Here is a 14,031-nt window from a genome sequence, read left to right on the forward strand (position 1 = left end):
GTCACTTCATCAGACATTGATATCAAAAATTGTTTTTGATGCTCGATGCTGTGAGTGCCCACACAGATTGCTTGATTCAAATTGTTAAAGAGCAACGCAGCTTTTGGCTGCTGCGGGAGTGGCATTCTACTCAACCGCCTTCTCGAGTCAAGCCTTATTTTCAAAGGCTTTTCGAGGTCACCGACCGACTTGTTTGCGTTGCCGCTTGCCCTGTCGATGGAGGCGCATTATAGAGACATAGATCACATTGGCAAGCTCTCATCGCAATAAAATTGCAAAAAAATGCCAATTCTTAGTTATTCATATCAAAACACAGTTTTTATACAGACTTACCCACAGGGCAAACCCAGAAAGGGCTCATTCTGCACCCTATTGCCTCCCGTTCCTCTCTGCCCGTCTCCTGTTCGAAGGGTTGCTGACCATATCAATCCATATATAAAGGAAGAGAATCGCAAAGTGACGCTCAAACCAGTCCTGCCTCAGCAACCCAGGCAGCGATCAGCTCGGCTGCCGCCATGGAGCGGCAACCCGATATATTCTGCCCGGCCCAGAGTGGCGAGAAACCGCTGTCACCCGCCTTTTCGGCTGCGGCACGCAACGGAGCCAATACGCCGCTGGCATACGGGAAGTCTGGCGGCAGCACCGAAAGGGGGCCGAGTTCCCGCATCAAGCGGTTGACTATCCCCCGCGCCGGACGGCCGCTGAACAGATTGGTCAGTGCGGTGTGTTGGCCATGCCTCCCCTGCAGCGCCGCACGGTGCAGGGACGAGGTCGTCGCCTCGTGGCAACAGAGGAACGCCGTTCCCATCTGGACTGCGCTGGCCCCCAGTGTCAAGGCAACCTTGATCCCCTTGCCGTCTACTATGCCCCCGGCGGCGATGACAGGCAGATCCACTGCCGCCACTACCTGTGGCAGAAGGGTAAAGGTGCCCTGCTGCAAGCTGAGATCCTCACTCAGGAAGTGGCCGCGATGGCCACCCGCCTCCAGCCCCTGGGCGATGACGGCATCGGCTCCGTGGTCAGCAAGCCACTGCGCTTCTGCCACCGTGGTGGCGCTGGCAAACACTTTTGCGCCTGTGGCTTTTACCTGGGCAAGCAATTCGGGCTCGGGCAAGCCGAAGTGGAAACTGACCACGGCAGGCCTGAACTCTGCAAGCAGGGCCGCATGCTCGTCATTGAAGGGGGCCCGAGAGGGGGCTCGCGACGGCGCAGCGGCATCCACCCCGAACTCGGCGTAATAGGGTAACAGTACCTGGCGCCAGCGCTGCTCCGCTGCCGGTTCCGGCTCATGCTGCCGATGGCAAAAGAAGTTGATGTTGTATGGGCCCGGCCCGCTGGCGGCGAGACGGCTCAGCTCCTGGCGCAGATCGGCACCACTCAGCATGGCGGCAGGCAGGGAGCCCAGTGCCCCCGCACTGGTCGCCGCCATCGCCAGGGCGCTGTCCTGCACGCCCGCCATGGGGGCCTGAATGACGGGATAGCGCATCCCCAGTTCGGCAAAGAGCGTCATATGATGGTTTCCTGTTTCTGATGGTGAGTCTGGCTGTGCGCCAGAGGCGGGTTGAGTCGGCAGAGCGCACCTGACGTGCTGACACGTCGTCTGGCGATATCGCCTGTCCAGTTCCCGGCCAGATATCCTGCCTTGGCTTTCATCCATCAGGCTCCTTGAGGTTCATTGCACATCGGGCCCGCGAAGGGCCCGAACGTGAGGTGTCAACGCACGCTGCGCAGCAGGAAGTCCGGCTGGCCACAGGAGCGGCGCTCCCGCTTCTGCATCTCGTCGGAGCAGGGAACGGCATCCGTCCCCTGCTTGTTGATGCAGATGTAGATCTCCCGCAGGAAACGGCCCCCATCGGCGCAGGCCACCGTGATGTTATCGGGGGCCAGCCACTCGTTGGCGCTCGCCAGATCGGCCTTGAGCTGGAAACTTTTTTTGCGCAGCGGCTCTTCCGGCGATTGATAGGCGGCCGGGATCTTCACCTTCTGGCGCAGATCGCTGGCCAATTGGTGAAATGCCTCCTGGCTCAGCCCGGAACAGGTGCCGTGCTTCTCCCATTCATGGCGATAGAGGAAGCGGCTGGGGTAGAGCCCGGCAAACTGCTGCTCCATATCCGCATCCAGCCGCTCGCGGGTGCAGCTGGCGGGGTAGCCGCGCTGATACTGGGGCCAGAGACCATGCAGCACGAACCCCAGCTTGCGGGCACACTGCTCCCGATCCCCTGGCTTGATGGCGCAGTGCTCGGGCGACCAGGAGAGTGCCATGGCGTAATAGTCAAACTCCCCCGCATAGCCTTTGCCCTGGGCGGCGGAGATCCACAACAGCGACCCCACCAGCCATACCATGACCTGCTTCATCTCTCGTTCCCCCTCATCTCTTTGCACCCGGTGGCGCCCCATTTTGCGCCCTCATGCTCCCATAACAGGGAGTCAAAGAACAATCGCTCAAAATGGCCTTACTCACTATGGGTCAGACCAGTAAAAGGTTTCCCCTGCCGGATCAGAGGCGTAAGCTGGCTCTCCGGCGGGCCTTCATGACGCGCCACGTTTCCCCGATTTCATCAGCAACAGGACGTAACATGATCCGCAAGAATCCCTCAGGTCACCTGCCCGTTATCGACGAATCCGCCTATATCGACAAGACCGCCATCATCTGTGGCAAGGTGATCATCAAGGAGAACGTGTTTGTCGGCCCCTATGCCGTGATCCGCGCAGACGAAGTGGACGAGAGCGGTGACATGGAACCCATCGTCATCGGCGCCAACTCCAACATTCAGGATGGCGTCGTCATCCACTCCAAATCCGGCGCTGCCGTCACCATCGGCGAGTTCAGCTCCATCGCCCACCGCAGCATCGTCCACGGCCCCTGCGAAGTGGGTAACCGGGTCTTCATCGGCTTCAACAGCGTGCTGTTCAACTGCCACATCGGAGAAGGGTCCGTGGTGCGCCACAACTCCGTGGTCGATGGCTGCGATATTCCCCCCGGCTTCTATGTTCCCTCCACCACCCGCATCAACCAGCAGAGCGATCTGGCGCAGATCCCGCGCGTCACCGTGGACGCCACCGAGTTCTCCGAGGATGTGGCTCACACCAACATCGACCTGGTCAGGGGTTACAAGGCGCTCTCCAACGAGTTTTGATCCGGCGAGCGGTTCACGACACACAACGGGCGCCACGGCGCCCGTTGTCACAACTGTAAAGAGGGCGAAAAGAGGGTGTAAAGGTGGTTGAGCCGGGCGCACGCGTCGCGTTTGATGGGTGCGTTCCCATCAATGGAGTCATCATCATGTCACGCTATCCTGTCGCCCTTGCCCTGCTGCTGGGCACCACACTCCTTCATGCCGGCGAGATGCCGCCCCCGATGGGCGCCCGCCAGGGAGGCCCCATGACACCGCCCTCCTCCGTGCTCTATCACGCCAGCAAGCAGGGGGCGGATCCCCAGGCCCTGGTCCAGGCGCTGTCCAAAAACATTGATGCCGCCAAGCCGGATACCCGCTACGAGGTCACGGTCAGCGTGCGCGAACTGCCGCCCCAGCCACTCAAACCCCAGCCCGCTGGTGCGCCGCTCAAGGGGCAGTGAGATGAGTCTGCACCGCCCTTCACTCTGGCTGCTTGCCATGGCCATCGCCCTGCCCGCCATGGCGGGCCCGGGCAACATGGGCAGACCGGGCGGATGGGAGAGCCCTGCCCCGCAGTACGGCCATGGGGCTGGCCCCGGCTTCGGCCACCGCGTCGACCGGCTGCCGGGAGGGGTGGAAACCCTGCTGCTGGCAGGGCTCACCTACTATGTGCTCGACGGCATCTTCTACCGTCGGCAGGAGAACCACTATGTGGTGGTCTCCCCGCCTCCTCAGGTCCTGGTGGTGGCAGAGACAGGGCTCATCCCCCTGGATCTGGATGGTCGCCGCTATTACGTCAGGGAGGGTCACTACTACCTGCGAGAAATAGACGGGCGCTACACCGAGGTGCCGCCGCCAGCGGCGCTGCGCTGAATCGCACGGAGGAACAGATACGAGCAGGGGGCCTTGGCCCCCTCTTTCATTTCCGGGGTTTTACCCCACTCGGGTCTGAGCCGCGTACCTCAGGACGGGTCATGCAGGGGCAGCGTCATGGTCACTCTCAGCCCCCCCTGTGCGCGATTGCGCGCCTGGATGGTGCCGCCCTGCAGAATCACCGCCTTGCGGGCGATGGCGAGCCCGAGCCCGTAGCCCTTGCCCATGCGGGGTGAGCCGATGCGCACGAAGGGGTCGAAGATCCCCGCCAGCTTCCCCTCCTCCACCCCGGGCCCCCGATCGGCGATGGAGAGCTGCACCTCCTGGCCCAGGCGCAGCAAGCGAACACTCACCATCTGGCCCGACTGCGAGAAACGCAGGGCGTTGCGCACCACGTTCTCCACGGCGCAGCGCACCAGCTCCGCATGCCCCAGCAGGAGGCAACCCTCCCCCAGCGCCGCCTCGAGCCCTATCTCGACCCCGGATTGCTGGGCTTCGAACCTGGCATCCTGGACGACGGTCTCCACCAGCGCCAGCAGGTCGTAGTGGCTCTGCTCAAGCCCGTGGCCCTGCTCGGCACGGGAGAGGGTCAGCAGCTCCCCTATCATCCTGTCCATCCGCTCCGTCTCGAGCCGGATCCGCGCCAGGGCGTCGCTTGCCTTCTCCGGGCGCTGCTCCGCCAGCCCGATGGCCATCTGGATGCGGGCCAGGGGGGATCGCAGCTCGTGGGAGACGTCGTGAAGCAGTTGCTCGCGCCCCTCGACCAGTTGCTGCAACCGCTCCACCATGAGATCGAACTCCTTCGCCACCTCCGTCAGCTCGTCCCTGCGCCAGCGCAGGGCGGGCCAGAGTCTGACCCCCAAATCCCCCCTGGCTACCCGATCGAAACTGCGCCGCAGGGCGTTCATGGGCCGAGTCAGGTGCCAGGCGAACAGAATGCTGAACAAGAGCCCCCCCAGGCCGCCAATCCAGAGCATGGGCGGGGGAATGTTGAGCCAGGAGAGGGGGCCGGGGGCCGGCCCGCCGGGGAGGATGTGCGGGTCCGCTCTGGTCTGCAGCAGGTAGGTCTGCCCGTCGCTGGCAATCACGGTGCGTGTCAGCACGGTGCCCGGGCCAGGTTCCCCGGAGGCTGTCAACCTGGATGCCCGGGGCGCTGGCCGGGGAGTCGCATCGGAAACATCGAGGAGTGTTATCTGCAGCAACGGCGGCGACATGGCCTGACTCAATGCCGTCGCAGCCTCGATCCCCCCCTTTGCCAGCACAGCTGCCGCCATCTCCAGATGCTGGCTCGCCAACTGCTGGGCCAGGTGCTCTTCCGGGGGAGCACGCTCGGCACGAAAACCGAGCCAGAGCAGTTGGCTGACCAGCACGATGGCCAGCCAGAACCCCAGCAGAATCTTCCAGAACAAACGTCCCTTGAGGATCACCGTATCTTGTACCCTATGCTGCGCACCGTCTCTATGGTGACGGCCTCCCCCGCCTTCTGCTGCAGTTTCTGCCTCAGGTTGCAGATGTGCACATCGACGCTGCGATCATAGGCCTCCCGCGGGCGCCCTACCCCTTGCAGGGAGAGGGTGTCCTTGGTGACCACCTGCTCCGGTGCTCGCACCAGCAACACCAGCATGTTGAACTCGGTGGCGGTCAGCTCCAACGGCTCCCCCTGCCAGAGACAGACCCGGTTGGCCGGGGTGACCGTCAGATCCCCCAGGATGAGGGCATCCGGCGAGGGGGTTGCGCTCCCCCCCTCGTTGACCCGCCGCAGAACGGCCCGCAGCCTGGCCACCAGCTCCCTGGGGTAGCAGGGCTTGGGCACATAGTCATCGGCCCCCATCTCCAGTCCCACCACTCGATCCACGTTGTCCCCCTTGGCGGTCAGCATGATGATCGGCAGGCGGCTGCGCTGGCGCACCTGGCGCAGCACCTCGGTGCCGCTCAAGTCGGGTAGCATCACATCCAGCAGCAGGGCGCTGTAACGGCCGGAGAGGGCATGGTGAACACCTTCCCCTCCGGTCAGCACCTGGGTGGTATCAAACCCCTCTCCCCCCAGGTATTCACTCAACATGGCGCCCAGTTCGGCATCGTCATCCACCAGCAGGATCTTCATATGCGGTCTCCCTTGTCGGCGGCCATTTTCGCCGCTTGCCACGCACTTGGCAGCCATTTTTACGAAACCCTTACGCTTGGCGCAAAGAGCCTTAACCCGGCTCTGGGGTAGAGTGCCGCCGTGATCGTCATTCAGGATACAGGTTGTCATGCCCACGTTCTCCCCTCGTCTCTTCTGGCTGCTGCCCCTGTGCGCCCTCGCCCTGTTGCTGGCCTGGCGCCCCCAGGCCAAGGCACCCGCCAGCGACTACATCACCGCCAGTGCCGAGACCCGGGATCTGGAGCAGCTCATCATGGCGGACGGCACCCTGAAGGCGCGCAAGCAGGTGAGCGTGGGCGCCCAGGTGTCGGGCCAGATCAAGAAACTGCACGTGACTCTGGGGCAGGAGGTCAAACAGGGGGAGCTGCTGGTCGAGATAGACGATCTGCCCCAGCAGAACGCCCTCAAGGATGCCCTGGCCCAGCGCGACAACCTCCAGGCCCAGCTGGATTCCAAAGAGGCCACCCTTCGCAATGCCCGTCTGGCATACCAGCGCCAGCAGCAGATCGTCGCAAGAGGCCTTGGCAGCACGGCCGACCATGACAGCGCCAAGGCGACCCTGGACGAGACCCTGGCCGATATCCGGGCCCTCAACGCCCAGCGGGTGCAGGCCGAGATCGCGGTGGACACAGCCCGGGTCAACCTGGGGTATACCCGGATCCTGGCCCCCCTCTCCGGTACCGTGGTGGCCATGCCGGTGGAGGAGGGGCAGACCCTCAACGCCAGCCAGAGCACCCCCACCCTGCTCAAGATCGCCCAGCTCGATACCATGACGGTGGAGGCCAGGATCTCCGAGGCCGACGTCATCAACGTCCGGGTCGGCATGCCGGTCTATTTCACCATTCTTGGCAACAGCCAGCGCCGCTTCGAGGGCTCCCTGCGGGCCATCGAGCCCGCCCCCGACACCATCAATGACGACGACACCACCACCAGCAGCAGCGACAGCAGCGCCATCTATTATCACGGCCTGTTCGAGGTGCCCAACCAGGACGGTCAGCTCAGGATCAGCATGACGGCCCAGGTCTATCTGGTGGTCGCCCGGCTCAAAGATGCGTTGGTGATCCCGGCCATCGCCCTGCAGGGGGATCAGGTCAGGGTGGTCGACGACGGCGGCAAGATCAGCCTGCGCCGGGTCAAGGTCGGCCTGAACAACAAGGTGGATGCCCAGATCCTGTCGGGCCTGAGCACCGGTGAGCGGGTCATCGTCAGCGAAGTGAGCGCAGGCCAGAGCAACGCCGCCGGGGGCATGCCGCCCCCCATGGGGATGTGATCATGGGCGCCTTGTTGCAACTGCGGGGCATCCGCCGCCACTTCAAAGAGGGTGAGCGCACCGTCACCGTGCTCGATGGCATCGATCTGGCGATCGCCCGTGGAGAGATGGTGGCCATCGTCGGCGCTTCGGGCTCCGGCAAATCCACCCTGATGAACCTGCTGGGCTGCCTGGATCAGCCGAGCGAGGGGGCCTATCTGGTGGCCGGGCGCGACACTGCTACCCTCAGCCGGGACGAGCTCGCCGCCCTGCGCCGGGAGCACTTCGGCTTCATTTTCCAGCGCTATCACCTGCTGGCGGATCTCGATGCCCGCACCAACGTGGAGGTGCCCGCCCTCTACGCCGGTCTGGCTCCGGCCGAGCGACGCCAGCGGGCCGAGGCCCTGCTGACCCGCTTCGGCCTTGCCAGCCGGCTCGAACACAAGCCAAACCAGCTCTCCGGCGGCCAGCAGCAGCGGGTCAGCATCGCCCGCGCCCTCATCAACGGCGGCGAGGTGATCCTGGCGGACGAACCGACCGGGGCCCTCGACAGCCAGAGCGGCGCCGAGGTGATGGCGAGCCTTCAGGCACTGCATCGCCAGGGCCACACCCTGGTGATCGTCACCCACGACATGGACATCGCCCGCCACGCCGAGCGGATCATCGAACTGAAAGATGGCCGGGTGATCGCCGATCGCCGCACGCGCGAACCACTGGCCCTTTCCCAGGCGACCCAGACCGCCACCAAGACGTCCGCCAGGGGGAAGACCCCGCTGATGGCGGGGCTCGGGAATGCCCTGCAGATGGCCCTCAAGGCCATGGTCGCCCAGCGTCTGCGCACCTTTCTCACCATGCTCGGCATCATCATAGGTATCGCCTCGGTGGTGACCGTGGTGGCCCTCGGCCAGGGCTCCCGGGAGCGGGTGCTGGAGAACATCAACGCCATGGGCACCAGCACCCTGGAGGTGTTCCCCGGCCGCGGCTTCGGGGACATGCGCTCCGCTACCATACAGACGTTGCGGATCGGGGACGCCGAGGCCATCGCCCGGCTGGACTACGTGCACAGCGTCACCCCCAGCCTCAGCACCAGCGCCACCCTGCGTCTTGGCAGTACCGCCGTCTCCGGCACCATCAACGGCGTCGGTGCCCAATTCTTCCAGGTCAGGGGCTATCGCCTGGCCCAGGGCATGGGCTTTGATCGCCAGAGCGAGGAGAGCCTGGCCCAGGAGGTGGTGATCGACGAGCACACCCGGGACAAGCTGTTCGCCCCGACCCAGTCCCCCCTGGGCCAGGTGATCCTGCTGGGGGATCTGCCCTGCCGGGTGATCGGGGTCGCCATCAAGAACCAGAGCGGCTTTGGCAGCGACGAGACCCTCAACGTCTGGATCCCTCATACCACCGCCATGAGCCGCCTGCTGGGGCAGAGCCATCTGCGCAGCATCGGCGTGCGGGTACGGGACGAGGTGAGCCTGGACGCCGCCCAGGATGGCATCAGCCGCCTGCTCACCCTGCGCCACGGCAGCCAGGACTTCTTCCTGCTCAACACCGACAGCATCCGCCAGACCATCAGCCAGACCAGCGCCACCCTGACCACGCTGATCGCCCTCATCGCCCTCATTTCCCTGATCGTCGGGGGCATTGGGGTGATGAACATCATGCTGGTCTCGGTCACCGAGCGCACCCGGGAGATAGGGGTGCGGATGGCGGTCGGCGCACGGACCCGGGACATCCAGCAGCAGTTCCTTATTGAAGCCGTGCTGATCTGCCTGCTGGGGGGCGTGCTCGGCATCGCCCTCTCCCTGATGCTGGGCCAACTGTTCGACCACTTCAGCAGCGGCGTCCGGATGAGCTACTCCCTTGCCGCCATGGGGGTGGCCTGCCTTTGCGCCAGCCTGATCGGGGTAATATTCGGCTTCGCCCCGGCCCGCCGGGCCGCCAGGCTGGATCCCATCCACGCACTGGAGCGCGAATAGCCCGCATTGACGCCGGGGGGACGCCACTCACCCCGACACCGGATCAGGGGCCGATGCCCGGCCCCGCCACCAAGCCTGAACGCCCGCACTTCTTCCCTGAATGCGCGGGTTCTTTGACCGGGTCCCGTACCCGGTCTTTTTTTGTCTCCCGCCCGCCACACCCACAAAAAAAGCCGCCCGAAGGCGGCTCTTGTCATCACGGGCCAGGCGGTTATCCTGGGCCATCAGGCGCCGATGATGCCGCCATCGTCCCGGGTGATCCGCAACACAGCGGAGCGGGGAATGGCGGTGCCGCCGTCCGGGAAATGGGAGGAAGCCCCTTCCTCACCCGGGTGCTGCACCCCGACGAACAGGGTGCGCCAGTCTGGCGTGAAGGTGAGGCCCGTTATTTCGCAGGCCACGGGGCCGGTCAGGAAGCGGCGCACCTCGCCGCTCGCGGGATCGGCGCACAGCATCTGGTTGTTGCCCATGCCGGCAAACTGCTTCTCGTTGGAGTAGTCGCCGTCGGTCTGGATCCAGAGCCGCCCCGCCTCGTCGAAGCCGATGCCGTCCGGGCTGTTGAACATGTTGTCCGGATGGATGTTGGCACTGCCCGCCATCAGCCCCTCCTTGTGCACGCCAGGGTTGCCCGCCAGCAGGAAGAGATCCCACTCGAAGCTGTCGCTCCCGTGATCGCCCCCCATCGGGCGCCAGCGGATGATCTGGCCATAGGGGTTCTCGGCCCTGGGGTTGGCGCCATCGAGAGGTTGGTTCTCCTTGATGCCGCGGTTCTTGTTGTTGGTCAGGGTGCAGTAGACCTCGGCCCTGTGGGGATGCACGGCCACCCACTCGGGCCTGTCCATGGTGGTGGCGCCGAGCCGGGTCGCCGCCTCCCGGGCGAAGATGAGCACCTCCCCCTGATCGGCGAAGCCGTTCTCCCGGGTCAGGCCGTGCTCGCCGTGCACCAGGGGCAGCCACTGGCCAGTGCCCTTGAGCTCCCCCTCCTTGGCCTCGAAGCGGGCCACATAGAGGGTGCCCTCGTCCAACAGATCCCGGTTGGCGGGGTCATTGCCCGGCGCCACCTTGTTCTTCGAGACGAAGCGGTAGATGTGCTCCCCCCGCTCGTCGTCGCCGAGGTAGACCACGGCGCGGCCATCCTGGTTGACGGTGAAGGCCGCATTCTCATGCTTGAAGCGGCCAAGGGCGGTACGCTTCTTCGGGGTGGAGGCGGGATCGCGGGGATCGATTTCCACCACCCAGCCGAAGCGGTGCGGCTCCTGGGGATGCTTCGCGAGATCGAAGCGCTCGTCGAACCTGTGCCAGCCAAAGCCCGCATCCTCGGCGGCCAAGCCGTAGCGGGCGGCGCGCTGGTCCAGCACCGGCTTGCCCTCGCTGCCGAAGTAGCCGTTGAAGTTCTCCTCGCAGGTGAGGTAGGTGCCCCAGGGGGTCTGGCCATTGGCGCAGTTGTTGAAGGTGCCAAGGGCGGTGCGCCCCTCGGGATCGGCCTGGGTCTTGAGCAGAGCATGGCCCGCCGCCGGGCCGCTCAATGTCATGGGGGTCGTGGCGGTGATGCGGCGGTTGAGGGCCCCCTTGGGGTTGGCCTGCCACTTGCCATCTTTGCGTACCAGCTCCACCAGGGAGACCCCGTGGGCCGCCTGGGCCTTGGCGACAGCCTCTGCACTGAGGGTCTTGCCACCATCTTCAAACAGGTATTCGTAGTTGGTGTATTCGTTGTTGACGGCGAGCAGGGCGCGATCCGGGCCCAGGGGGAAGAAGCTCATGCCGTCGTTGTTGTCGCCAAACTGGCGGGCCTGGGCCTTGGCATCATTGCCCTGGGCAAAGGCGGGGGCATCGGGGAAGAGGGCATCTCCCCAGGCGATCAGCACCTCGGCCTTGTAGCCGGGCGGCACCACTATGGTGTCGGCCACCGAGGCGGGCACGGCCTGGAAGCCAAGCAGCGGCCGGGTGGCGGCGGCCACGGCCTGGGCCACGGGGCTCGCGGCAAAGAAGGCCACCATGCTGGCGGCGCCCACCCCTTTGAGGAAGCCACGGCGGCTGAGACCCGCCTCGATGAGGCGGTTGAACGCCGGCTCCTGCTCGCGGGGGTGGTTGGCACTGTCTTTCTCGTCAAAACGGCTCATCGGCTTTTCCTTGTTATCTCGGCGCAATCATTGCGTCATCACGGCGTCCGGCCACAGCATGGCAGCGTTTTATTAAGCGAGGATGACAAATGATGAGATAACCGGCTGGCCTGGCAAGACGCCACCGCCAACGACAAGGGGCGGTGGACAGGAGTCCCACCGCCCCGAAAGACATGTCGCCGACAGAAGGGTTGAACCCTATCCGCACTTCTTCAGACTGCTATGCCCGCTTGTACCGGATAGCACCCGCGGGCAGCGTCTAGTTGCACTTCTTCAGGCTGATATGCCGTTTATACCGGATTGCACCCGCTGGCAGCGTCTAGTTGCACTTCTTCAGGCTGCTATGCCCGTTTGTACCGGATAGCACCCGCTGGCAACGTCTAGTTGCACTTCTTCAGACTGCTATGCCCGTTTGTACCGGATAGCGCCCGATGGCAGCGTCTAGTTGCACTTCTTCAGGCTGATATGCCAGTTGGCGCCGGATTGCACCTGATGTTTGGCGGCGAAGCTGTCCATGTTCAGGGCCACCGACACCTGCAACAGGCTGTTGAGGTAGACCAGGGGCTGGCCCTCCGGCACGTCGCCGAAGCTGCTGACGTAGGGGGCCTTGCCCTCGTATTTCAGCGCATCCCCTTCGCTGATCCTGATGCAAGCGTTGTCCCCCTTGTGGATACCCGCCTTGGTCAGCAGGCTGTCGTCGATATTGGTCCAGACGTTGCCGTACTGCACATCGAGGATGGGTATGGTGCCCTTGAGGGTACCGTCTTGCTCGGCCACCGCCGGCTGATAGGGGATGGTCACCACCTCGGCGGGCAGCAGAGGCCCCACCTGCTCGAAGCTGATGGCACCGGAGGCCAGGCGCGCGCCGGTGTAGGCGTAGACGTCGCGGCCGTGGAAGGTGTAGGACTTCTCGGAGCCCTTGAGGCGGTTGGTCTTCTCGTCTATCTGGCGCACCGCCTCGATGCCGAAGTGCTCCGCCACCAGGGTCAGGGTGCCGTTGTCAGGGCTGACGATGTAGTGGCCGCTCCTGGTCTTGAGTACCACCGACTTGCGTTCGGTGCCGACACCGGGGTCCACCACGCTGACGAAGACGGTGCCCGCGGGCCAGTATTGCAGGGTCTGATAGAGGCGGTAGGAGGCTTCCCAGATGTTGTAGGCCGGGATCTCGTGGGTCAGGTCATGGAGCGGCAGGGTGCGGTCCACCCCGAAGGCGACCCCCTTCATGGCCGAGACGGCGCCATCCTTGAGACCGAAGTCGGTCTGGAACACCAGGGCCTCGTTGGCAAGGGCACTCGCCCCCACCAGAGAAAGGGCGAGCACGAGGGCGCGGGGGACGATACGAATATCCATGTCAGGGTTCCTTTAAAGACGCTTAGACGTCCAGATTGCCACTCATGGGAATCTTTGCAACCCCTGATGCCCGAATGGGGGGCGAAATGACTCGCCAATCCGCCCCGTGCGGGTGTATCCATGGGGCATCCAACGCCGGGAGCACACCAGATGACCAGAGAGCATCACGACACCATTTTGCTGAGCCTGGGCAATACCCGAAGCCAGGTCGCGCTCACCGCGGCCGATGGCACCAGCCAGACATTTGCATTGACACTGGGGCTCGATGCCCTGACCCCGGGACCCTTTCGCCGGGATCCACCGACGCCCCTGGAGCTTGAGCAAGCCATCATGGTGGTGGAGGATGTACTGATGCCCCTCGCGGCACGGATCCCGCCCCACCCCGTGCTGCACCTGCAAAGCCCGGAGCCCCTGACCGAGGTGCTCGGCAACCGGGTGCAGAGCCGGGAAAACATTGAGCGGTTGTTCGGCCAGCTTGCCGCCATGGTGGAGGGGGATCCCCTGGTATCGGCCCAGTTGCCGAGGGAGAGGCGCATCGCCGCCGCCCTGCTGATCCTGCGGGAGTGGATGCACCACCTGGATGCCGGGAGCGTCGTCCTGGTCGATGGGTGATGCCTTGTCACACAGCGGGTTCGAAGCGCCGCCGAGACACCGCCCAGGCCAACCAGAGGCTTGTCAGGGTGCTGCCGACGAAGAGCAGATCCAGCGCGACGCCAAGACCGGCCCCGTCGCTCACCCAGCCCAGCAACACGGGTACCCAGTTCGCCACATAGGCGATCACATAGAAGAGGGAGAGCAGCCGCGCGTGGCTGGCCGGGGGCGCGATGCGATTGATCAGGGTCGCACTGCCCACGAACACGGCCCCCTGGGCATAGCCCGCCACCAGCAGCCCGAGTCCCGCCAGCCAGCTGGGCAGGCCGTGAACGGCCCCGGCAAAGAGCAGCACGCACAGCGCCAGGGCCAGCACGCCGCTTTGCAGGGTATGGCGGGCATCGAGGCGACGGGCCCAGAGCTGGCAAAGCCCGGAGAAGACCAGATAGGCCGCCACAAGATAGCCGAACAGCCCCAGATCCGTCATACCCAGCATCTCGCTCACCACCTTGGGACCCATGGCCAGCAAGCTGGCCGCCACCGCCCAGGCGGTGAAGAGCGCCAGGGCGCAGAGGAAGAACCCGGCCCCCGTGGCCCTGAGCCCCTCCCCCAGGGA

General features: G+C 64.7%; 12 protein-coding genes and 1 pseudogene. 6 read left to right on the forward strand and 7 right to left on the reverse strand.

Annotated elements, in window-relative coordinates; genetic code table 11:
* Positions 1–463: 463 nt before the first annotated feature.
* Both BN1120_RS05140 and BN1120_RS05145 read right to left on the reverse strand, forming a co-directional pair.
* A complete protein-coding gene (locus BN1120_RS05140; protein WP_042015025.1) occupies positions 464–1,510 on the reverse strand; it encodes an NAD(P)H-dependent flavin oxidoreductase in 1,047 nt (348 codons plus the stop codon).
* Positions 1,511–1,713: 203 nt separating this feature from the next.
* Positions 1,714–2,355, reverse strand: a complete 642-nt coding sequence (locus tag BN1120_RS05145) for a ribonuclease T2 family protein (RefSeq protein WP_042015026.1) — start codon at positions 2,353–2,355, stop codon at positions 1,714–1,716.
* 221 nt (positions 2,356–2,576) lie between these two features.
* Between BN1120_RS05145 and BN1120_RS05150 the strand changes: the two genes are divergently transcribed.
* The 3 genes from BN1120_RS05150 to BN1120_RS05160 all read left to right on the forward strand — a co-directional run bounded on the left by BN1120_RS05150 (position 2,577) and on the right by BN1120_RS05160 (position 3,989).
* A complete protein-coding gene (locus BN1120_RS05150; protein ID WP_010672952.1) occupies positions 2,577–3,137 on the forward strand; it encodes a gamma carbonic anhydrase family protein in 561 nt (186 codons plus the stop codon).
* A gap of 146 nt (positions 3,138–3,283) precedes the next feature.
* A complete protein-coding gene (locus BN1120_RS05155) occupies positions 3,284–3,577 on the forward strand; it encodes a hypothetical protein (protein ID WP_042015027.1) in 294 nt (97 codons plus the stop codon).
* Between the two features lies 1 nt (position 3,578).
* Positions 3,579–3,989: a DUF6515 family protein gene (locus BN1120_RS05160; protein WP_010672950.1), complete on the forward strand. Its 411-nt coding sequence runs from the start codon at positions 3,579–3,581 to the stop codon at positions 3,987–3,989.
* Positions 3,990–4,078: 89 nt separating this feature from the next.
* Here the strand turns inward: BN1120_RS05160 and BN1120_RS05165 are convergent, their stop codons facing one another.
* Both BN1120_RS05165 and BN1120_RS05170 read right to left on the reverse strand, forming a co-directional pair.
* Positions 4,079–5,398 carry a HAMP domain-containing sensor histidine kinase gene (locus BN1120_RS05165; protein ID WP_231959397.1) on the reverse strand — a complete coding sequence of 440 codons (1,320 nt, stop codon included), beginning with the start codon at positions 5,396–5,398 and terminating at the stop codon, positions 4,079–4,081.
* Between the two features lie 14 nt (positions 5,399–5,412).
* Complete coding sequence (locus BN1120_RS05170; protein WP_010672948.1) at positions 5,413–6,093, reverse strand: response regulator transcription factor; 681 nt, start codon at positions 6,091–6,093, stop codon at positions 5,413–5,415.
* 148 nt (positions 6,094–6,241) lie between these two features.
* Between BN1120_RS05170 and BN1120_RS05175 the strand changes: the two genes are divergently transcribed.
* Together BN1120_RS05175 and BN1120_RS05180 are read left to right on the forward strand one after the other, a co-directional pair.
* Positions 6,242–7,402, forward strand: coding sequence for an efflux RND transporter periplasmic adaptor subunit (locus BN1120_RS05175; protein WP_042015030.1), 1,161 nt, complete (start codon positions 6,242–6,244; stop codon positions 7,400–7,402).
* 2 nt (positions 7,403–7,404) lie between these two features.
* Positions 7,405–9,354 (forward strand): MacB family efflux pump subunit, encoded by a 1,950-nt coding sequence (locus tag BN1120_RS05180; RefSeq protein WP_042015031.1) that lies wholly within the window; start codon positions 7,405–7,407, stop codon positions 9,352–9,354.
* A 224-nt stretch (positions 9,355–9,578) separates the two neighbouring features.
* Here the strand turns inward: BN1120_RS05180 and BN1120_RS05185 are convergent, their stop codons facing one another.
* Positions 9,579–11,474, reverse strand: coding sequence for a PhoX family protein (locus BN1120_RS05185; RefSeq protein WP_042015033.1), 1,896 nt, complete (start codon positions 11,472–11,474; stop codon positions 9,579–9,581).
* 441 nt (positions 11,475–11,915) lie between these two features.
* On the reverse strand, positions 11,916–12,824 hold the full coding sequence (locus BN1120_RS05190) for an SAM hydrolase/SAM-dependent halogenase family protein (RefSeq protein ID WP_042015034.1): 909 nt from the start codon (positions 12,822–12,824) through the stop codon (positions 11,916–11,918).
* Between the two features lie 150 nt (positions 12,825–12,974).
* Between BN1120_RS05190 and BN1120_RS05195 the strand changes: the two genes are divergently transcribed.
* Entirely contained in the window at positions 12,975–13,436 is a 462-nt protein-coding gene (locus BN1120_RS05195) for a hypothetical protein (protein ID WP_042015035.1), read from the forward strand.
* A 7-nt stretch (positions 13,437–13,443) separates the two neighbouring features.
* Here the strand turns inward: BN1120_RS05195 and BN1120_RS05200 are convergent.
* A pseudogene (locus BN1120_RS05200) lies at positions 13,444–14,031 on the reverse strand (MFS transporter); the annotation flags it as partial.

Origin of the sequence: Aeromonas caviae, from assembly GCF_000819785.1 — a bacterium.
In the GTDB taxonomy this organism is placed as follows: domain Bacteria; phylum Pseudomonadota; class Gammaproteobacteria; order Enterobacterales; family Aeromonadaceae; genus Aeromonas; species Aeromonas caviae.

Coding starts and splice junctions, on each gene's coding strand:
- BN1120_RS05160 (WP_010672950.1), top strand. CDS start 3,579: ATGAGTCTGCACCGCCCTTCACTCTGGCTGCTTGCCATGGCCATCGCC.
- BN1120_RS05155 (WP_042015027.1), top strand. CDS start 3,284: ATGTCACGCTATCCTGTCGCCCTTGCCCTGCTGCTGGGCACCACACTC.
- BN1120_RS05150 (WP_010672952.1), top strand. CDS start 2,577: ATGATCCGCAAGAATCCCTCAGGTCACCTGCCCGTTATCGACGAATCC.
- BN1120_RS05145 (WP_042015026.1), bottom strand. CDS start 2,355: ATGAAGCAGGTCATGGTATGGCTGGTGGGGTCGCTGTTGTGGATCTCC.
- BN1120_RS05195 (WP_042015035.1), top strand. CDS start 12,975: ATGACCAGAGAGCATCACGACACCATTTTGCTGAGCCTGGGCAATACC.
- BN1120_RS05180 (WP_042015031.1), top strand. CDS start 7,405: ATGGGCGCCTTGTTGCAACTGCGGGGCATCCGCCGCCACTTCAAAGAG.
- BN1120_RS05140 (WP_042015025.1), bottom strand. CDS start 1,510: ATGACGCTCTTTGCCGAACTGGGGATGCGCTATCCCGTCATTCAGGCC.
- BN1120_RS05190 (WP_042015034.1), bottom strand. CDS start 12,824: ATGGATATTCGTATCGTCCCCCGCGCCCTCGTGCTCGCCCTTTCTCTG.
- BN1120_RS05170 (WP_010672948.1), bottom strand. CDS start 6,093: ATGAAGATCCTGCTGGTGGATGACGATGCCGAACTGGGCGCCATGTTG.
- BN1120_RS05185 (WP_042015033.1), bottom strand. CDS start 11,474: ATGAGCCGTTTTGACGAGAAAGACAGTGCCAACCACCCCCGCGAGCAG.
- BN1120_RS05175 (WP_042015030.1), top strand. CDS start 6,242: ATGCCCACGTTCTCCCCTCGTCTCTTCTGGCTGCTGCCCCTGTGCGCC.